Consider the following 18554-nt stretch of genomic DNA (forward strand, 5'->3'; position numbering starts at 1 on the left):
TCGCCGCGCTCCATCCGCTCCGTCTGCTACTTGCAGCTTTGGCAGATCCTCAGCTTGCGTTTCAACGCCTCGTCTTCTTGATCGATCAATTGCTCAGCGGCGCCTTTAGCACCCGGGTCGGCCTTGGAGCCCGTCGCCGTGCGTGACCTCACAGGCGGGACCACCTGATGCGATGTGTCGTTGTCGTCGCCAGTGCCTACGCTGAAGCCATCGTAGTCGGCGGCTGGGTTCGGCGCCGATGGAAGCCCGCCGATCACCGGCGGCGAAGCTTCTTTGATGGATGCTGCCGGCGGAGGTCTGGAATTTTTGGCGCCCGCGTGCGACGGCGATCCATTGGGCGGAGAAAGCGAGACCGGCGGTGCGGCCGAAGTCTGTCCTCTCGCGCCGTCCTGCGACCAGACGCCGACAAAGACGAGGCTGAAAGCCAGGAGCATCACGCTTCTCATCTGCATCCTTGCAGCTGTGGTTGGTCGATTGACAGTATGAACGGTATCAGGACCCGCATGGTCGTCAAAGCGCCGCAGCCCGGATTTCGCAGCTGGGAGTATGGTTCACAAAGGGTGACCGGCCCGCCGCGCACTCCCCAGCCGCCGTGAACGTCAAAGAGGAATTTAACGCTTGGGCCCTAACTTGCGCTCGCCATGAGTGAACAGGCCGTCCACAGCGAGGTTCAACCGTTTTCGGCGCGCGCGGCGCTCCCCTGGCTGGTGAGCCTTGGCGTCTATGTCCTGCTGCTGATCCTAGGACCGCGGCTGCTCAATGATCCCGACACCTATTCGCACATCGAGGTCGGGCGCTGGATCATCGCGCACGGCACGCTGCCGGCGAGCGACCCATTTTCTTTTTCGAGGCACGGCGCCCCCTGGATCACCTTCGAATGGCTCTCGGAGATCATCTACGCCGGAGCCTACGCGCTTGCCGGCTGGCAGGGCGTCCTCGTCGTCGGCGCCGCGGCGATAGCGCTCTCCTTCGGCCTGTTCACGTTCTTCCTGCTGCGCGAGCTGTCGCCGACCCAGACGCTGCTCATGGTGATCGCGGCCGTCATCCTGTTGGCGCCGCATATGCTGGCGCGGCCACATGTGCTGGTGCTGCCGCTGATGGTGACCTGGGCGGCTGCCCTGGTACGCTGCATGGATCGTGGAGGGCCTCCGCCGTACTGGGCCCTTCCTCTGCTGGTCGTGTGGGCCAATCTGCACGGCAGTGTGGTGCTGGCGCTTGGTCTGATCGGCCCCGCGGGGCTCGAGGCGCTGCTGCGCGAGAAGCGCAGCGAATGGCCTCGCGTATTCCTGCGCTGGCTACCATTCACAGCGCTTGCGGTCGCGGCGTCCTGCCTGACGCCCTATGGGCCGGAACCGCTGCTGATGCCCCTGACCACGCTCGGCCTCGGCCCCGCGCTCGGTTGGATCGCGGAATGGCGGCCGCAGGATTTCAGCCACATAGGCTTCTTCGAGTTGCTGCTGCTGGCCGGCATCTTCGCGCTCTCGCGCGGCGTGACACTGCCGGTCGTGCGGGCCTTGGTCGTGATCGGCTTGCTGCATTTCGCGCTGGCCCAGATCCGCAATGCGGATCTGCTGGCCATGCTGGCGCCGCTCTATCTGGCGGCTCCGCTGGGGCGGAAGTTCGGCGGACCGATTGCGGAAGATGCTGCCGGCTCGTCGCGCGGCCTGAACCTGGCCGCGCTCGGTGTGTTGATCGCGGTGAGCGGGGCGACGCTGGCCCGTGACATACGGCCGGCTCCGGCCATTACCCCTCAGGCTGCCGTCACTGAAGCCAAGCTCGCCACGACGGGGCACGTGCTCAACGACTATTCCTTCGGTGGCTATTTGATCTTTGCCGGCATTCCCACCTTTATCGACGGTCGCGGTGAACTGTACGGGGGAGCGTTCATCAACCGCTACAATCGCGCTCTGGCGCTGGTCGACCTCGGCGACTTTCTGAAGTTGCTCGACGAATACAACATCGGCGCGACGCTGCTCGCGCCGGGGACGCCGGCGATAGCGATGCTGGACCGGCTACCCCAATGGCAACGCGTCTACAGCGACGACGTGGCGGTCGTGCACAAGCGGCGAGATATGCCGCAAAGATAGATCAAGCGGTCCCGAAGGCGGCGTATTGGCCGCCGAGCGGCACGCCGCTCAGGGTCGCTTCGAGGCGCCGCGCGGGCTTGGTGTCCCAGGGCAGCAGCAGGAAATGGCGCGCACCGATCTCGCGCAAGCCGCCGGCAGCCATCAAGTTTCGGGCTTTGCCCGCCCCGAGCAAGACGGCGTCCCGATCGAACTCACAACGCGCGACGGCAAGGCGGGTCAGCGGGTTGTACGGGTTGTGCTCGATGACGCAGACGAGTCCACCGGGGCGGGTCACGCGCCGCATCTCCGCGATGAATTGCGCCCATTCAGCCGGCACGACGTGGTGCATCACGCAGACGGCCGTGACCAGATCGAAGCTGGCATCGTCGAATGGAAAGGTGCGGCCGTCAAACTCACGGTAGTCGACCCTGCCATTGTCAGCGCGTGCCTGCGCCAGGCTGGCCGACGAAACGTCGATGCCGCTCAAGCGGCCGACCATGCCGTGCAGCAGCGGATGAAGGCTGCCGACGCCGCAGCCGACGTCCAGCATGTCGGGCCTCTCCGTGTCGAGCCGCTGCGCGATCAGATTGCCCAGCAGATCGGCCTTGGCGCGCATGAAGAAATGATGCGGCAAGCCGGAGAAGTCGATCGAGGATTGGACCACGTCACGGTAGTTGTCGTGATAACCGTCGAAGAGTTCGGTCATGCGCTGGGTCACTCGTTGACGGCGTGGATCGCGGGTGCGGCTGCCGCCTCGTTGCGGTCGAAGCCGGCGCGTGTCTGCACCACATAGAGCGGACGCCGTTTCACCTCGGCATGGATGCGGCCGACGTAAAGCCCCACGATGCCCGTCATCAGCATATTCATTCCACACAGCAGGGACACGACGACGATCGTCGAGGACCAGCCGGTCACGAGATGACTGTCGTTGCTGAGCCACAACAGGATCACCCAGCCGCCATAGAGCAGTGCCAGACCCGAGACGGTCAATCCGCACCAGATTGCGAGCCGCAAGGGCAGATCGGAAAAGCCGAGCGCGGCGTTCGTCGCGAGCCGCACCATCTTGAACAGCGGATATTTGGTCTCGCCCGCTGCACGCTCGAGGCGGTGGAAGGTGACCTCGGCCTGCCGGAAGCCGAGCCATGCGATCATGCCGCGTACGAAGCGGTCCTGCTCCGGCATCTGCCGAAGCGCGTCGAGCACCTTGCGATCGATCAGGCGGAAGTCGCCGACATCGGCGGGGATGCCGACCGAGGACATCCTGCCGAGAAGCCGGTAGAACAGATGCGCAGTCGCGCGCTTGAATCGGCTTTCGCCGTCGCGCGACAGGCGGCGGGCGTGGACGATGTCGTTGCCTTCCTGCCATTTTGCGATCAATTGCTCGATCACTTCGGGCGGATCCTGCAAATCGGCATCCATGACGATGATCGCTTCACCTTGCGCGGCGTCCATGCCGGCGGTGATGGCGATCTGATGCCCGAAATTTCGCGACAGGCCGATATAGCGAAAGCGCGGGTCGCGCGTGGCGAGTGCCTGTAGCACGATCGAGCTGGAATCACTGCTGCCGTCGTCGACGAAGATTGCTTCTGCCGGCCCGTCGAGCCGGGACAAGACCAGGTCGAGCCTGCGCAGCAGCACCGGCAACACGGCTTCCTCGTTGAACACGGGGATGACGAGGCTGTAGCGGATCGACTGGAAATTGGCCGCCATGCGAGAGAGTCCAACTCGTTGCAGGAGCGGAAGTCTATGCCGGTGGTGGTTAAGGTCGCCTTGCCACAACCATTAAGGATATGGGGCGCCGTGGCGGCTTCCAATGAGGCGGGTGCGGATGGTGATACCCGATTAACCACGCTGGGCAGCGCTTCGGCCTAGGACTTCGGCCTAGGACTTGCGGCGGATCTTGTAGAGAACAAATCGCTCCGAGGTGTCCAGCGCTTCCAGTAGATCCGGCAGCGGGTTTGCGACCTTCGGCCCGAGGACGTAGAGATAGTCGTAATCCTGGTGCCAGGTGCTGACGAACGGCGGAACGCCAGCCGGCGGCCGGCTTGCCGCAATCGCGGTAAGCACGCCGAGCGGCACCGGCCCCCCGTAGGGAATGGCAAGACGGCGAACGTCCTCGCGGGGCCGTACGGGCTGCTTGCCCGCTTCCGTGAATAGATTGGGCACGAACGCGTTGGCATAGTGCACGGCCAGCGTCGGCGCATAATACATCGGATACGAGGTGAGGTCGGCGAAGGGCGGGTCTCCATTGTCGTCCGTGCTGGCGACGAGGATGCGCGAACCGCGATCGATCTTGTGGAACGATGCGACGATGGCCGCATAGTCGGTGCGGTAAGGCAGCCAGACCGCGAGCACGACAGCGAGATTGATCAGTATGACGCTACTGACCGCGGCGAGCGCTGCCATTCCCCATACCCGGCTGGGCAGCGTCAGCGAGCAGAAAGCCGGCAGGATCAGAGCCGCAGCGGGGATCACGCGCAGGTCGACGAACGAGGTTCCGAACAGCTTCGAGGGAATGACGACATAGAGCAGCGCGAAGCCGATCGCGAGCCAGATTCCGGCTGCTTCGAGCTTGAGGACGCCGCGCCTTGCGGCGAAGAACAGCGAGATCATCAGCGTAAGCCCGGTCGCCGCCGCGACCGTCAAATTGTAGCCGTTCATGATGCGCAACGGCCAGATCGGCTTGAATCCGAAGAACCAGTTCGTTCCTTCGCTTCCGATCGATCCCGCGGTCATGCGCATGGTCCCAAACAGGGCAAGCGCCGGTATGGCCAACGCAGCGAGCCGCGCGGCGGCGACACCGTAAGATATTCGCCCATGGCGGATGCGCGAGAGCTCGTAAAGGCCGAGCGTCGCCCCGTAGATGCCGAGGGAGAAGAAATGCGCCGCAAACAGCGCCGCGACGAAGACCATGTTGACGACGAAACGCAGTGGCCATCGGCGTTCCGCGAGCATCAGATAGAGCGCGATGCCGCAGAGAGCGAGGCCCAGTCCGAACTCGAAATTCACGAAGCCCCAGCTGAACGGCAGACAGTAAAGGAAAGCGAGCGCCGCAAAGCCGGCGAGATGGACCCGTCCCTTCCGGGCCCATTCGAGCAAAAGCGCGCCTCCGACGATCAGCAATTGGCTCAGGAGCAGAAACAGCCGCGTGGCGTTCTCGACGCTGATCAGCCGCGCCATTTGCGGGACCAGCAGATCCATTCCAAGGTTGGGATAGAATGCCCAGGCCACTTCGTAATACGGATTGGCATTGGGAGTGCCGTTCTGGCTCAAAATGTACATCCGGGCGAGGTGATTGGGATAGTCGACCATCGCGGGGATAGGGGTCAGCGCCACCGGAAGAAACGACAGGGCCACCAGGACAGCAAGAACGGTGATCGCCACCGATTGGTCCGAGCCAAGACGAGCCCGGATTGTCGAGGTCGGCTTGTCGGAAGGAATCATGTCATAGGGCCGCTGGAGTTTGAGCTTACGCTCTACGACGGCGCAACCGCACGACACAACGCCATAATGTGAACTTCGCGAAAATCAAGCTGGGGTCGCCGCCGCATCGGAAGGAGGAGCCCGTCATCCGGCGCGCTGCACGCGGACTCGTGCTGATGAGATTGCGGCGCGCCGGCTATGCCGGCTACTTCACCGCCGCGCTGATCGAGTTGAATTTGCCGCTCAGGAGTGCACCGCCCGTGTTGTTCACGGCCGTGATGATCGCGAGCGCGATGCCCGTGGCGATCAGACAATACTCGATGGCGGTGGCACCATTTTCGTCGGCAAGAAATGACTTGAGCAAAGTCATCGTCAACTCCTGTTCATCCGTCCAACCTAGGCTGGTGCCGTTTTCGGAATGGTAAATTGATTCACTAATTTTTCGCGGGCGCGTCAAAACGCAGGTGGATGGTCCTCACCTGCCGTTTGATATGGTGTCATCGATTGACTTAAGGTTTCGTCACCCAATTCAGACGCATTTGGCGATTTCGTCGTGGTGTCTCAGGACGATATTTGGCGTTTCGGCGCCGCCTTGCCCGGGCGTTTCAGCACTATCGCCAGACGTCCGACCAGATAGCTGACCACGGACGGCTGCGCCCGCGCGGAGCTGCCGGCGAGGCTTTCTTCCTCGGCCGCGTCGTTGACGATGCCGATGTAGTTCTTTCTGGCGTCCTGCTGCTGCACGAGCCTGCAACCCCGGGTTCAATCGAGGGCGACCATGCTGCGCTGAGCGGGAAGCGTCGGTTAATTTTGTCTTCCGTAGGATTACGTGCCGCCCCCGCGACTGCGGGCAGACGCTGAAAGCGCGGGCTTGGCTTAACGGATTGTTGAGCCTGTTCTCGACCGGGGTGCAAAGCTCAGTCGCGCCGAGCGTCCGCATTCAGCGCCCGCAACACCGCGATGCGGGCGAACATCATCCAGCCGCCGCCGGTCTCGGCCGCGTTGATCAGGGTTTCGATCGCGGTCTGCCAGTGGCTCGCATGCTGCGTATCCTCGGGCAGTCGCATGATGTGATCGGCAGCTTCTTGCAGCGTCCGGAGCTTGCGCCCGCCACGTAACGAAATGGGGTCGTCGAACGCGGTCGACCAGGGCATGTCAGGTCGGCCGATCGACGAGGGGAGGCATCACGGCGTCGTCGCTGTGCGATGGTTCTAGCCGGCCTTCTTCGCCCGCGCCGGCGCGCGCACTGGCTTGTCGGCCTTCTTGGGAGCGGCTTTCGCAGCGTCCTTGCCGCCCTTGCCGGCGATCGGCAGCAGCATCTCGCGCTGGCCTTCGACGCGCTTCTTCGGCTTCTTGCCCTTGATGGCGTCCTTGGTCACGTCCTTGGCGACCTTCGCCACGGGGCTTGCGTCCTTCTCGTTCGCGATGCTCTTCTTCAGCGCGTCCATGAGGTTGATAACGTTGCCGCCGGTCTTGGGCGCGGCCTTTGCTGCGATGGGCGCGCCGCTACGCTTCTTGTTGATGAGGTCGATCAGCGCGGTCTCGTAATGGTCCTCGAACAGCTCGGGCTCGAACGCGCCGGACTTCTTCTCGACGATGTGCTTAGCAAGGTCGAGCATGTCCTTGGTCAGCTTCACGTCCTGGATGTCGTCGAAATAGTCCTTCTCGCCGCGCACCTCATAAGGGTAGCGCAGCAGCGTCCCCATCAGGCCGCTTCCGAGCGGCTCCAGCGCGATGATGTGCTCGCGGTTGGTCAGCACCACGCGGCCGATCGCCACCTTGTCCATGCTCCGGATCGTCTCGCGGATCACCGCAAAGGCGTCGTGGCCGACCTTGCCATCGGGCACGAGATAATAGGGGCGGATCAGATAGCGGCTGTCGATGTCGGTCTTCGGTACGAACTCGTCGATCTCGATCGTGTGGGTGGAGTCCAGCGCGATGTCGTCGAGCTCGTCCTTGGTGACCTCGATATAGGTGTCGGTGTCGACCTTGTAGCCCTTGACGATGTCCTCCGAGGTCACCTCGTCACCGGTCTCGGCGTCGACCTTGAGGTACTTGATCCGGTGGCCGGTCTTGCGGTTGATCTGGTTGAACGAGACCTTCTCGGTATCCGAAGTGGCCGGATAGAGCGCGACCGGGCAGGTCACGAGCGACAAACGCAGAAAACCCTTCCAATTGGCGCGGGGGGCCATGGGCTACTCCAAACGCAACGGGGACAGAAGACGAAGATACCATCGGGGAACAACGAATCATAGCAAGGCGGATTGCTGAATCTTGCAACTGCGTTAACCGGCCGCCGGTGCGCGGGTGCAACCTGATCAGGCCGCAAAGGCCGGAACATCATATCCCATCATGCGTTGCCACGAGACATTCCGCCGCGAGCAGTCGCGGCCATCCGACGCGACAGCCAGAATTGAGGTCACCATGGCAACCACGCGAGACCAACGTCAGATCGTGGAAACTCCGACCGAGGCGCGCCAGGGCGAGCCTGGGCCGTCGGTGGCGGCGCTGCTCGCCATATCCACCGGGCTTGCGATCCTGATCCTCGCGGTCATCTGGTTCGTGTTCTTCCGGACCTGATCGGCAGATCGACCGGACGGTTCGCACCTTCCGACTCGCCGCATAACGCGGCACATTGCGCCCGCCAGGCCGTCGGTTCGTCCGGTGGCTTGGCGGGCGCAATGCGTTTAGCGCGAACAGGTCGGATATGACCAAAAAGTAACGCGGCCGGTTCCCCGCGTTCATATTCAGTTCACGCCGGAATTGCTCATCTGTGCGGGTGTTCATGCGGCCTAATTCTGGAGAGAAGCGTGCGCCTGCTCGTCGTTGAGGACGACCCCGATCTCAATCGCCAGCTCACCAAGGCGCTGACCGACGCCGGCTATGTCGTCGATCGCGCCTTCGACGGGGAGGAGGGGCATTATCTCGGTGACAACGAGCCCTACGATGCCGTGGTGCTCGACATCGGCCTGCCGAAGAAGGACGGCATCTCGGTCCTGGAAGCCTGGCGGCGCAACGGCCGCACGATGCCGGTCCTAATCCTCACCGCGCGCGACCGCTGGAGCGACAAGGTCCAGGGCTTCGATGCCGGCGCCGACGACTACGTCGCAAAGCCGTTCCACCTGGAGGAGGTGCTGGCGCGCATCCGCGCGCTGCTGCGCCGCTCCACTGGCCACGCCCAAAGCGAGCTGAGCTGCGGCCCCGTCACGCTCGATACCAGGACCGGCCGGGTCAGCGTATCAGGCAATCCCATCAAGATGACGTCGCACGAATATCGGCTTCTGGCCTACCTTATGCATCATTCGGGGCGCGTCGTGTCCCGCACCGAGCTGGTCGAGCATCTCTACGACCAGGACTTCGACCGCGACTCCAATACCATCGAGGTCTTCGTCGGCCGCATCCGCAAGAAGCTCGACGTCGACATCATCCAGACTGTCCGCGGCCTCGGCTATCTCCTGACCCCGCCGCCCCCCGGCGCTTGAACCGTGGTGTCTCGAACGATCTTGTCTAGACGTATCTTGGCTTGACGGGCGGCCCGGCAGAGGCCTTGTTCGGGTCATGAGTTCCGACGCCATGCCACCCCGCGCCTCCGGGATCATTCCGATGCCCGCCAGCTCGCTCGCGAACCGCCTGTTCCTGTCGGCGACCGCGTGGCTCGTGGTGATCCTGGCCATCACCGGCGTGGTGCTGTCGTCGGTCTACAAGAACGCCACCGAGCGCGCCTTCGACCGCCGGCTCAATCTCTATCTCCGCACACTGATCGCCGAGGTCGCCACCCCCGACGAGCCGCCGGACCGCCAGTTCCAGTCGCTCGGCGAGCCTCTGTTCGAGCTGCCGTTGTCCGGCTGGTACTGGCAGATCACGCGGACCGACCCCGAAAAGCCGGAGGTGCGCTCGTCGCGCTCGCTCTGGGACAAGAAGCTGCCGAAGCTTGAAGAGCAGGGCACCGAGCTTACCGCCGCCGGCATCCGGATCGCTTATGTCGACGGTCCGGAGGGACAGAACCTGCGCATGGTGGAGCGGCCGGTCGATCTCGGCGCGGACGGCAAATTTCTCGTCAGTGTCGCCGGCGACGACACCGAGATTTTCGACGAGACGCGCAGTTTCGACTACTATCTCGGCGGCACCTTCACTGCGCTCGGCATCGTGTTGCTGCTGACCACCGTGTTCCAGGTCCGCTTCGGTCTCGCGCCGCTCAAGCGCATCTCCGAATCCATCGCCGACATCCGGTCCGGGCGGGCGGAGCGGCTCGAGGGCGAGTTCCCGGTCGAGATCGCGCCGCTGGCGCGCGAGACCAACGCGCTGATCGACGCCAATCGCGAGATCGTCGAGCGCGCCCGCACCCATGTCGGAAACCTCGCTCACGCCATCAAGACGCCGCTCTCGGTCATCGTGAACGAGGCCGGCGCGCATCCCGCCGATCCGTTCGCGGCAAAGGTGATGGAGCAGGCGGACGTGATGCGCGACCAGGTTGCCCATCATCTCGAGCGCGCGCGCATCGCGGCGCGGGTCTCGGTCGTTGCGACGGTGACGGAGGTTGCACCGGCCATCGAGGCATTGCGGCGGACCATGGAGAAGATCCACCGCGGCCGCGGCATCGTGGTCGAGGCCGAGGCCGATCCGTCGGCGAAATTTCGCGGCGAGCGGCAGGATCTGGAGGAGATGGTCGGCAATCTCGTCGACAACGCCTGCAAATGGGCGACCTCGCGGGTCTTCATCGAAGTTCTGGTGGAGGCGCCGCATCAGGCGAGCGCCGGTCCGCGGCTGCATATCATCGTCGACGACGACGGCCGCGGCCTGTCGGAGGCCGAGCGTACCCAGGTCTCACGGCGCGGCCAACGGCTCGACGAGTCCAAGCCCGGATCGGGGCTGGGGCTGTCGATCGTGACCGAGCTCGCTGCGCTCTACGGCGGCAGCCTCTCACTCGGTCGCGCGCCGACCGGGGGCTTGCGGGCGGAGCTGGTCCTCCCCGGACTATAATCCCTTGTTCCGACGCGACTATTTGACCTGCAGAAGCACACCGATCCGGAAGAAACCAGGGGTATTCGGAGCGACTTCCTAAACGGCTTCTTAAGCGGGCCCACCTATGATCGAGCAGGACGGATCCCACGTTCGCCATTTACCGTTCATTACCCGGGCGCATGAGCCAGACATCGATCGAGCGGCTGAGGGAATATCTCGCGCAGCTCCCGCCGCAGGCGCAGGCACTGCTGATGCGGGAGTTCGAGCGCGCGCTCGAGCGCGGCCAGGACACGGCCGTGGCGACCCTCGTGCTCGACCAGCTGCGCAAGATTGTCCGCAAGACGGAAGCCGAGGAAGCAACACCGCCGCGCACGGACGATCTGTCGCGGCTACTGTTCCAGGTACTGGAACCATTCCTGGTCGAAGCAGGCGCCCTGATCCGGGCCGGGCAGATCCGCCGCTCTTCCCTGGCTCCGATCTGGCAATGGCTCGGCCGCGACGGTGCTCCGGCCAAGCTGAGCGAATTCGAGGCGGCGCTGGCGCGCATGCCGGCCGACAGTGCAGGGCAGGTCGAAGCGCTGGCCTCGAAGCTCCAGGCGGTCGCCGCGGATGCCATCTTCGAGCTGACGGGGCCGGGCGGGGGTGACAAATCGCGTGCGCTCGCCCGCGTCGGTCCGCCCAACGTGATCGAGGATCTCTATTCGACCGGGGCGGTCCTCGCGGTCCGCGAGGCTATCGGCACCCTGAACGAGAAGCTGCCGCGCTCTTTGCGCGCCTTCGGCGATGCCCAGATCGCCTCGGTGACTGCCGCGCTCAACATTCCCGTCCTCCAGACGCCGCAGATGCTGCCCTTCGCGCTCTCGATGGTCGTGCAACGGATGACCGCGCCGTGGCAGATCATCCGCCTCGCCATCAAGATTGCCGCGTCCGACGACGAGATCCGTGTCGCGGCAACGCCCTATGGAGTCGCCGTCACAATGGCGCTGCATGATCTGTCCTGCGTGGCCGCCGTCCTGCGCATGGACATCAAGCGCGGCCATTTCGACAATGTCGCCGGCAATCTCAAGACGCTGCACGACGGCGTCCGGGGCCTGCGTACCGAACTCGACCTGCGCAACGATTCCGCCTGGGGCAAGCAGTTGACCTCGATCCGGGCCGACATCTCCAACGCGCTGCAATCCGAGATCGACAGCGTTCCCGGCCGCGTCCGCCGCATCCTGCGCCAGCGCGCCGAGAAGGACATTCCGCCGGGCGCGCGGATCGACAGCACCGAGGTCGAGGAAACCGTGGCGCTGATCGATTTCGTCGCGACCTGTCGCAACTATGCGAGCGAGCTTGCGATCAACGAGGTGACACTGCGCACCTATTCCGACCTGCAGCAATATGTCGAGCGTTCAACCGAGCAGCTGGTGCAGTCGCTGCGCGGCGCCGATCACAAGGTCCGCACCTATCGGCAGCAGCAGGTGCAGGCCGCGATCCGCTTCTGCCAAGTGCTGTTCGGCGATGATTATGCTTCGCTGATGAGCCGCGCCGCGGAGAACGCGGCCACGGGCGAGCGCAAATCGTCGCGCGCGAGCTGATCCAGGCGCATATTTCAGTAGTCACAATTTCAGGTTGACGATGCCGATGTCGGGCCCTACGGTCGCCGTGCAAATTTTGATATTTCTATCTGTGGGCGCATGAAATCCGTTATCAGTTCCATCGAAATCGAGAATCGCGTCGTCGTTGCCAAATATCAAAGGCTGATGGTCGGCGCGAAGGTGGTGCTGGTCGAGAAGGCAAGCGGTCGGCAGCTTCCTGAGACGGTCACCAGGGTTGCATCGCCCGTTCCGGTCGGGGCGTTGCGCATCAGATTGCCCGACGCTATCGAGCCGGGAACATACTTCCTGAAGGCCTTCAACGGGCATGGCGAGGACGCCGCTCAAAGCGCGGACTTCGAGATCGGCTAAGCCGTTGGATTTTCACCATTTCGGGACTGTGCGCGGTCGCGCCGAATTGACAATTGTCAATTGCCGCATCGTCCGGCCGTGGTGTAAAGCCACCTGTGGGCGCGGCTTGCGCGCTGCCGGAAGCTTGCCAGATGATGCTATGGTTCGTGTTCGCGCTGATGACGGTCGCGGCGATCTTCGCCGTGCTTTTGCCGCTCGGCCGTAGCGGACGCGCGCAAAATCAGGGCAGCGAGGTCGCGGTCTACAAGGACCAACTCGCCGAGATCGAGCGTGATCTTGCCGCAGGGCTGATCGCTGCGCCCGAAGCCGAGGCCGCGCGCGTCGAGGTCAGCCGCAGGCTGCTCGCCGCAGCCGGCAGCGAGCCCGCAACGGCGCCGAAATCCAGCCTCAAATGGCGCCGCGCGGCGGCCGTGCTGGCGCTTGCCGGCCTGCCGCTGGTTGCGATCAGCGTCTATGTGCCGCTCGGCTCGCCCAGGCTTCAGGACTTTCCACTGGCGCAGCGGGAGCGCGGATCCGGGTCCGGCATGGCGCAGTCGCTCGAGAATCTGGTCATCCAGGTCGAGCAACATCTGGAAAAGAATCCGACCGACGGGCGCGGCTGGAACGTGATCGCGCCCGTGCTGGAGCGGCTTGGCCGCTTCGACGACGCCGTGCGGGCCTATCGCAACTCGCTCACCTACAATGGCGAGAGCGCGGAGCGCCGGTCCGATCTCGGCGAAGCGATCTCGGCCGCCGCCGGCGGCGTCGTGACCGCCGAGGCCAAGACCGAGTTCGAGCGCGCGCGGGCGCTCAGCGCTGACGACCCCAAGGCGAACTATTTTCTCGGTCTCGCCGCCGAGCAGGACGGTCGCAAGGACGATGCCGCCAACATCTGGCGCGCGCTGCTGGCGAAAGCGCCGGCGGATGCGCCGTGGCGCCCTCTGGTGCAGACCTCGCTCGCCCGGGTCGGCGGCGGTGGCGCTACGATGCCGGCGCTGTCGGATGAAACCCTCGCAGCTTCCAAGGACATGAAAGAGGGCGATCGCAACGCGATGGTTCGCGGCATGGTCGAACGGCTCGCCACGCGCCTCAAGCAGAACGGCGACGACGTCGAGGGTTGGCTGCGCCTGGTGCGCGCCTATCTCGTGATGGGTGATCGCGACAAGGCGGTGGGGGCATCGACCGATGCCCGCCAGGCGGTTGCCAACGATGCAGCGCGGTTGCGCCAGCTCGATGAAGGCCTCAAGACACTCGGGCTCGACGGATGATGATGTCAGGACGAGACGAGCAGGGAATGGATACGCCATGACGCGCAAGCAGCGACGTATGACCATCATCGGCGGCTCGCTTGCCGTGCTCGCGCTCGCCGCCGGGCTGGTGCTCAACGCATTGCGCGACTCCATCGTGTTCTTCTCGACGCCGACCATGGTCGCCGAGAAGCACGTTGCGCCCGGCAAGCGGTTTCGCCTCGGCGGCCTGGTGCAGCCCGGCTCGCTCCAGCGCGGCGACAATCTCGCAGTGACCTTCGAGGTCGCCGACGGCGGCGCAAAGCTTCCGGTCGCCTTCAAGGGCATTTTGCCCGATCTGTTCCGGGAAGGGCAGGGCGTCGTCGCCGAAGGCGCGCTCGACGCCAATGGCGTGTTCAAGGCCGACACCGTGCTCGCCAAGCACGACGAAACCTACATGCCCAAGGACGTCGCCGATGCCCTGAAGAAGCAGGGGCACTGGAAGGATGACTACGGCGCCAAGACTTATGATGGCGTCAAGGCTTCCGATAGCGTCAAGCCCGCGGCCACGACCGCGCAGGGCAATCCGCAGGGAGCAGTGCGGTGATCGCGGAGTCAGGACATTACGCGCTGGTGCTGGCGCTCGGATTGGCACTGATCCAATCCATCGTGCCCCTGATCGGTGCGCGGCTGCGCGATGATGCGCTGATGAATGTGGCGCGCTCCACTGCGCTGGCGCAGCTTCTGTTCGTCGGTGCGTCGTTCATCGCATTGGTGATGCTGCACGTAGAGTCGGATTTCTCGGTCGCGAACGTCTACGAGAATTCCCACTCCATGAAGCCGCTGCTCTACAAGATCACCGGCGTGTGGGGAAACCATGAAGGCTCGATGCTCTTGTGGGTGTCGATCCTCGCGCTGTTCGGCGGATTGGTCGCGGCCTTCGGTAACAATCTGCCGCTGTCGCTGCGCGCGCATGTGCTGGCCGTACAGGCGTGGATCGCCAGCGCCTTCTATCTCTTCATCCTGGTGACCTCCAACCCGTTCCTGCGCATCGCCAACCCGCCGATCGAGGGACGCGATCTCAATCCGGTGCTTCAGGACATCGGTCTCGCCGTGCATCCGCCAATGCTCTATCTCGGCTATGTCGGCTTCTCGATCTCGTTCTCCTTCGCGATCGCGGCGTTGCTGGAGGGGCGGATCGACGCCGCGTGGGCGCGCTGGGTGCGGCCGTGGACGCTGGTCGCCTGGATCTTCCTGACCCTCGGTATCGCCATGGGCTCGTACTGGGCCTACTACGAACTGGGTTGGGGCGGCTGGTGGTTCTGGGACCCGGTCGAGAACGCCTCGTTGATGCCGTGGCTTGCCGGAACAGCGCTGCTGCATTCGGCTCTGGTGATGGAGAAGCGCAACGCGCTGAAGGTCTGGACCATCCTCTTGTCGATCCTGACCTTCTCGCTGTCGCTGCTCGGCACCTTCCTGGTGCGCTCGGGGGTCATCACCTCGGTGCATGCCTTCGCGACCGATCCAACCCGCGGCGTGTTCATTCTCCTGATTCTCTGCCTGTTCATCGGGGGCAGCCTGTCGCTGTTCGCGGGGCGCGCGACCTCGTTGAAGCAAGGCGGCCTGTTTGCGCCGATCTCGCGCGAGGGTGCGCTGGTGCTGAACAATTTGCTGCTCACGGTCGCCTGCGCGGTGGTGCTGTTCGGCACGCTTTATCCGCTGGCGATGGAGATGCTCGCCGATTTCAAGATGTCGGTCGGTGCTCCCTTCTACAATCTGACCTTCGCCCCGCTGTTCACGCTGTTGCTGCTCGCCGTGCCGTTCGGGCCGATGCTGGCATGGAAACGCGGCGATCTGCTTGGCGTCACCCAACGTCTGCTCGCGGCCGGCGTTGCCGGGCTTGTCGCCGTTGCCATGGTTTGGGGCTGGGCGCTCGGCGGCAGCGCGCTGGCGCCATTGGCAATCGGACTTGGCGTCTTCGTCATTGCCGGCGCTGCGACGGATCTGGCCGAACGAACCGGCTTGTTCCGCCTGCCGTTCGCGACGACGCTGCATCGTGCCCGCGGTCTGCCGCGCTCGGCCTGGGGCTCGGTATTCGCGCATGCCGGCCTCGGCGTCGCGCTGATCGGAATCGTCTGCGAGACCACCTGGAACAGCGAATATATCGCCACGATGAAGCAGAACGACGTCGCCCATGTCGCCGGCTATGACGTCAAGCTGGACGGCCTGTTTCAGCGCCAAGGGCCGAACTTCCACGAGATGATCGCCGAATTCAACGTCAGCCACGACGGCGAGAAGCTCAGCGTGATGACGCCGTCCAAGCGCAGCTTCACCACCCGCGGCTCCTCGACCACCGAGGCCGCGCTGCTGACGCGTGGCGCCAGCCAGCTCTACATCTCGCTCGGCGACGCCACTGCCGAGGGTGCCATTGCCGTGCGCATCTATCACAAGCCGCTGGTGCTGCTGATCTGGTGGGGGCCGGTGCTGATGGCGTTCGGCGGCGTGCTGTCGCTGTCGGACCGGCGCCTGCGGGTCGGTGCGCCAAAACCGGCGCGGGCCAAGCAGCGCCTGCAGCCGGCGGAGTGATCTGATGCGTCGAATGATGGTCGCGTTCGTCGCACTGATGTTGCTGGCCTTGCCTGCGGCGCATGCCGTGCAGCCCGATGAGATCATGTCGGACCCTGTGAAGGAGTCGCGTGCACGCGACTTGTCGCGCGAGCTGCGCTGCATGGTCTGCCAGAACCAGTCGATCGACGATTCCGATGCGCCGCTCGCGCGCGATTTGCGGCTCCTGGTGCGCGAGCGCATCGCGGCCGGCGACAGCAATTCGCAAGTACTCGATTTCCTGGTCGCGCGCTACGGCGAGTTCGTGCTGCTCAAGCCGCGCTTCGAGCGCCAGAACATGCTGCTGTGGCTGCTCGCGCCGCTGCTGCTGCTTGGCGGCGGCCTGGCGCTATGGCTTCAAATCCGCCGGCGCTCGCGAAATGGTGCAGACCTACCGGCTCCGCCGCTCACGCCCGACGAGGAAGCGCGGCTCGCCGCATTGATGGCGGATGAAGCCAAATCGCGCTAGCTACGTTGCTGCGCATCGAGCCGGCACTGCGCGGGCGTTCCTGGAACCTCGTTAAGTTCCTGCCGGTTCAACACTTTCGGCCGCGATAAACTGCCGCATCCGCATCCGCGTTCATTACAAAAGTTTAACCCCGCCGCCAGCGCACGGTAAGGCGGCAGCCCCCATCTTCAGGTTCGTAAGGCGCCGCCGTCAGGCGCCAAATGGATTTCAAGGCCCTGGAGATCTCTGCATGACCGACCGTTCCGACCTCTCGCACCTTCCGTCCTACCGGCAGCCCCGCCGATCCGTTTTCTCAGCCCGCAAGATCGCGCTGATGGCCTCGGTCGTCGCCGGCCTCGGCGCCGCCGTCTACGGCTTCGGCACGTCGACCTCGCCGGCCGACCTGTTCTCGAGCCCGGCGCATGCACAGGTCAACAACGAGGTCCGCAAGGTCGAACGCCCGATCGGTTTCGCCGACATCGTCGAGCGCGTGAAGCCGTCGGTGATCTCGGTGAAGGTCAACATCAAGGAAAAGACCGCGAGCAATGATGATGGCGATGACGCGCAGTCGCCGTTCCAGCCGGGCTCGCCGATGGAGCGGTTCTTCCGCCGCTTCGGCGGTCCGGATGGCATGCCGGGCCTGAAGGGTGGTGGCGGTCGCGGCCGCGTCGTGCAGGGCCAGGGCTCCGGCTTCTTCATCTCGGCTGATGGCTTTGCCGTGACCAACAACCACGTGGTCGATGGCGCCGACAAGGTCGAGGTCACGACCGACGACGGCAAGACCTACACCGCCAAGGTGATCGGTACCGATCAGCGCACCGACCTCGCCTTGATCAAGGTCGAGGGCAGCTCGAACTTCCCGTTCGCGAAGCTTGCCGACGGCAAGCCGCGGATCGGTGACTGGGTGCTCGCGGTCGGCAACCCGTTCGGCCTCGGCGGCACCGTGACTGCCGGCATCGTTTCGGCCAGCGGCCGCGACATCGGCAACGGCCCCTACGACGATTTCATCCAGATCGACGCGCCCGTGAACAAGGGCAATTCCGGCGGTCCGGCCTTCGACACCAACGGTGAGGTGATGGGCGTCAACACCGCGATCTACTCGCCCTCCGGCGGCAGCGTCGGCATCGCGTTCTCGATTCCCGCGAGCACCGTGAAGAGCGTGGTGGCGCAGCTCAAGGACAAGGGCTCGGTCAGCCGCGGCTGGATCGGCGTGCAGATTCAGCCGGTGACATCCGACATCGCCGACAGCCTCGGCATGAAGAAGGCCGAAGGCGCGCTGGTTGCCGAGCCGCAGGCGAATGGTCCGGCGGCCAAGGCCGGCATCGAGTCCGGTGACGTGATCACGTCGGTCAACGGCGAATCGGTCAAGGACGCCCGCGAGCTCGCCCGTACCATTGGCGGCCTGGCGCCTGGCGCGACCGTGAAGCTCAACGTGCTGCACAAGGGCCAGGACAAGGTGGTGAACCTCACCCTCGGCCAGCTGCCGAACACGATCGAGGCCAAGGCCGACATCGACAAGGACAGCGGCAAGGGCGCGAGCCGCGGCACCGACGTGCCCAAGCTCGGCATGACCGTGGCGCCCGCCGATTCCGTGGCCGGCGCCGGCAAGGAAGGCGTCGTGATCACCGAGGTCGATCCGAAGAGCGCGGCTGCCGAACGCGGCTTCAAGGAAGGCGACGTGATTCTCGAAGTCGGCGGCAAGAGCGTGAGCACCGCCGGCGAAGTCCGCGACGCCATCAACACGGCGCGGACAGACAACAAGAACAGCGTCCTGATGCGAGTGAAGAGCGGCGGCCAGTCGCGCTTCGTCGCCGTGCCCATCGCCAAGGGGTAACGAAGGGCCCGGCCTCAGGACCTCCGAGATGAAGGGTGTCGCCGGCATCAGTCGCCCCCGCCG

The 18554-nt window shown here is 64.6% G+C and carries 19 protein-coding genes; 11 read left to right on the forward strand and 8 right to left on the reverse strand.

Features of this window, described 5'->3' with window-relative positions; all coding sequences use genetic code 11:
* Nucleotides 1–26: 26 nt before the first annotated feature.
* Complete coding sequence (locus IVB48_RS35570; RefSeq protein ID WP_247407609.1) at nt 27–446, reverse strand: hypothetical protein; 420 nt, start codon at nt 444–446, stop codon at nt 27–29.
* 195 nt (nt 447–641) lie between these two features.
* Here IVB48_RS35570 and IVB48_RS35575 point away from each other — a divergent pair, with 195 nt between their 5' ends.
* Nucleotides 642–2087: a hypothetical protein gene (locus IVB48_RS35575; RefSeq protein WP_247407611.1), complete on the forward strand. Its 1446-nt coding sequence runs from the start codon at nt 642–644 to the stop codon at nt 2085–2087.
* 1 nt (nt 2088) lies between these two features.
* On the opposite strand, the gene IVB48_RS35580 is transcribed toward IVB48_RS35575, so the two are convergent.
* The 7 genes from IVB48_RS35580 to IVB48_RS35610 all read right to left on the reverse strand — a co-directional run bounded on the left by IVB48_RS35580 (nt 2089) and on the right by IVB48_RS35610 (nt 7681).
* Nucleotides 2089–2772 carry a class I SAM-dependent methyltransferase gene (locus IVB48_RS35580; protein WP_247407613.1) on the reverse strand — a complete coding sequence of 228 codons (684 nt, stop codon included), beginning with the start codon at nt 2770–2772 and terminating at the stop codon, nt 2089–2091.
* A gap of 8 nt (nt 2773–2780) precedes the next feature.
* Nucleotides 2781–3776, reverse strand: coding sequence for a glycosyltransferase family 2 protein (locus IVB48_RS35585; protein ID WP_247407615.1), 996 nt, complete (start codon nt 3774–3776; stop codon nt 2781–2783).
* 171 nt (nt 3777–3947) lie between these two features.
* A complete protein-coding gene (locus IVB48_RS35590; protein ID WP_247407617.1) occupies nt 3948–5510 on the reverse strand; it encodes a hypothetical protein in 1563 nt (520 codons plus the stop codon).
* A gap of 184 nt (nt 5511–5694) precedes the next feature.
* Nucleotides 5695–5859 (reverse strand): Flp family type IVb pilin, encoded by a 165-nt coding sequence (locus IVB48_RS35595; protein WP_027516964.1) that lies wholly within the window; start codon nt 5857–5859, stop codon nt 5695–5697.
* A gap of 191 nt (nt 5860–6050) precedes the next feature.
* A complete protein-coding gene (locus tag IVB48_RS35600; protein ID WP_027569114.1) occupies nt 6051–6233 on the reverse strand; it encodes a hypothetical protein in 183 nt (60 codons plus the stop codon).
* Nucleotides 6234–6406: 173 nt separating this feature from the next.
* Nucleotides 6407–6643: a hypothetical protein gene (locus IVB48_RS35605; RefSeq protein WP_027569115.1), complete on the reverse strand. Its 237-nt coding sequence runs from the start codon at nt 6641–6643 to the stop codon at nt 6407–6409.
* A gap of 57 nt (nt 6644–6700) precedes the next feature.
* Nucleotides 6701–7681: a Ku protein gene (locus tag IVB48_RS35610; protein ID WP_247407618.1), complete on the reverse strand. Its 981-nt coding sequence runs from the start codon at nt 7679–7681 to the stop codon at nt 6701–6703.
* Nucleotides 7682–7913: 232 nt separating this feature from the next.
* Between IVB48_RS35610 and IVB48_RS35615 the strand changes: the two genes are divergently transcribed.
* The 10 genes from IVB48_RS35615 to IVB48_RS35660 all read left to right on the forward strand — a co-directional run bounded on the left by IVB48_RS35615 (nt 7914) and on the right by IVB48_RS35660 (nt 18491).
* The gene (locus tag IVB48_RS35615) at nt 7914–8069 is read left to right on the forward strand and encodes a hypothetical protein (RefSeq protein WP_007593402.1); all 156 of its coding nucleotides are present in this window, start codon (nt 7914–7916) and stop codon (nt 8067–8069) included.
* A 230-nt stretch (nt 8070–8299) separates the two neighbouring features.
* The gene (locus IVB48_RS35620) at nt 8300–8971 is read left to right on the forward strand and encodes a response regulator transcription factor (RefSeq protein ID WP_027569117.1); all 672 of its coding nucleotides are present in this window, start codon (nt 8300–8302) and stop codon (nt 8969–8971) included.
* Between the two features lie 121 nt (nt 8972–9092).
* Nucleotides 9093–10469 (forward strand): sensor histidine kinase, encoded by a 1377-nt coding sequence (locus IVB48_RS35625; RefSeq protein ID WP_247407620.1) that lies wholly within the window; start codon nt 9093–9095, stop codon nt 10467–10469.
* 161 nt (nt 10470–10630) lie between these two features.
* Nucleotides 10631–12031 carry a hypothetical protein gene (locus IVB48_RS35630; protein WP_247407622.1) on the forward strand — a complete coding sequence of 467 codons (1401 nt, stop codon included), beginning with the start codon at nt 10631–10633 and terminating at the stop codon, nt 12029–12031.
* A 99-nt stretch (nt 12032–12130) separates the two neighbouring features.
* The gene (locus IVB48_RS35635) at nt 12131–12400 is read left to right on the forward strand and encodes a hypothetical protein (RefSeq protein WP_007593394.1); all 270 of its coding nucleotides are present in this window, start codon (nt 12131–12133) and stop codon (nt 12398–12400) included.
* 131 nt (nt 12401–12531) lie between these two features.
* Nucleotides 12532–13647 (forward strand): c-type cytochrome biogenesis protein CcmI, encoded by a 1116-nt coding sequence (ccmI, locus tag IVB48_RS35640; protein ID WP_247407624.1) that lies wholly within the window; start codon nt 12532–12534, stop codon nt 13645–13647.
* A 37-nt stretch (nt 13648–13684) separates the two neighbouring features.
* Nucleotides 13685–14212 (forward strand): cytochrome c maturation protein CcmE, encoded by a 528-nt coding sequence (gene ccmE / locus IVB48_RS35645; RefSeq protein ID WP_247288840.1) that lies wholly within the window; start codon nt 13685–13687, stop codon nt 14210–14212.
* Nucleotides 14209–16191, forward strand: a complete 1983-nt coding sequence (locus tag IVB48_RS35650) for a heme lyase CcmF/NrfE family subunit (RefSeq protein WP_027569122.1) — start codon at nt 14209–14211, stop codon at nt 16189–16191. The genes ccmE and IVB48_RS35650 overlap by 4 nt, the downstream gene beginning before the upstream one ends.
* A gap of 4 nt (nt 16192–16195) precedes the next feature.
* Nucleotides 16196–16678 carry a cytochrome c-type biogenesis protein gene (locus tag IVB48_RS35655; protein WP_027569123.1) on the forward strand — a complete coding sequence of 161 codons (483 nt, stop codon included), beginning with the start codon at nt 16196–16198 and terminating at the stop codon, nt 16676–16678.
* A gap of 229 nt (nt 16679–16907) precedes the next feature.
* Nucleotides 16908–18491 (forward strand): Do family serine endopeptidase, encoded by a 1584-nt coding sequence (locus IVB48_RS35660; protein WP_027569124.1) that lies wholly within the window; start codon nt 16908–16910, stop codon nt 18489–18491.
* The last annotated feature ends 63 nt before the right edge of the window (nt 18492–18554 follow it).

This window comes from Bradyrhizobium sp. 76 (genome assembly GCF_023073025.1).
Lineage (GTDB): Bacteria > Pseudomonadota > Alphaproteobacteria > Rhizobiales > Xanthobacteraceae > Bradyrhizobium.

Excerpts from the sequence above, each read along its gene's own strand:
- IVB48_RS35570 (WP_247407609.1), bottom strand. The coding sequence starts at position 446 with ATGAGAAGCGTGATGCTCCTGGCTTTCAGCCTCGTCTTTGTCGGCGTC.
- IVB48_RS35575 (WP_247407611.1), top strand. The coding sequence starts at position 642 with ATGAGTGAACAGGCCGTCCACAGCGAGGTTCAACCGTTTTCGGCGCGC.
- IVB48_RS35580 (WP_247407613.1), bottom strand. The coding sequence starts at position 2,772 with ATGACCGAACTCTTCGACGGTTATCACGACAACTACCGTGACGTGGTC.
- IVB48_RS35585 (WP_247407615.1), bottom strand. The coding sequence starts at position 3,776 with ATGGCGGCCAATTTCCAGTCGATCCGCTACAGCCTCGTCATCCCCGTG.
- IVB48_RS35590 (WP_247407617.1), bottom strand. The coding sequence starts at position 5,510 with ATGATTCCTTCCGACAAGCCGACCTCGACAATCCGGGCTCGTCTTGGC.
- IVB48_RS35595 (WP_027516964.1), bottom strand. The coding sequence starts at position 5,859 with ATGACTTTGCTCAAGTCATTTCTTGCCGACGAAAATGGTGCCACCGCC.
- IVB48_RS35605 (WP_027569115.1), bottom strand. The coding sequence starts at position 6,643 with ATGCCCTGGTCGACCGCGTTCGACGACCCCATTTCGTTACGTGGCGGG.
- IVB48_RS35610 (WP_247407618.1), bottom strand. The coding sequence starts at position 7,681 with ATGGCCCCCCGCGCCAATTGGAAGGGTTTTCTGCGTTTGTCGCTCGTG.
- IVB48_RS35615 (WP_007593402.1), top strand. The coding sequence starts at position 7,914 with ATGGCAACCACGCGAGACCAACGTCAGATCGTGGAAACTCCGACCGAG.
- IVB48_RS35625 (WP_247407620.1), top strand. The coding sequence starts at position 9,093 with ATGCCCGCCAGCTCGCTCGCGAACCGCCTGTTCCTGTCGGCGACCGCG.
- IVB48_RS35630 (WP_247407622.1), top strand. The coding sequence starts at position 10,631 with ATGAGCCAGACATCGATCGAGCGGCTGAGGGAATATCTCGCGCAGCTC.
- IVB48_RS35635 (WP_007593394.1), top strand. The coding sequence starts at position 12,131 with ATGAAATCCGTTATCAGTTCCATCGAAATCGAGAATCGCGTCGTCGTT.
- ccmI (WP_247407624.1), top strand. The coding sequence starts at position 12,532 with ATGATGCTATGGTTCGTGTTCGCGCTGATGACGGTCGCGGCGATCTTC.
- ccmE (WP_247288840.1), top strand. The coding sequence starts at position 13,685 with ATGACGCGCAAGCAGCGACGTATGACCATCATCGGCGGCTCGCTTGCC.
- IVB48_RS35655 (WP_027569123.1), top strand. The coding sequence starts at position 16,196 with ATGCGTCGAATGATGGTCGCGTTCGTCGCACTGATGTTGCTGGCCTTG.
- IVB48_RS35660 (WP_027569124.1), top strand. The coding sequence starts at position 16,908 with ATGACCGACCGTTCCGACCTCTCGCACCTTCCGTCCTACCGGCAGCCC.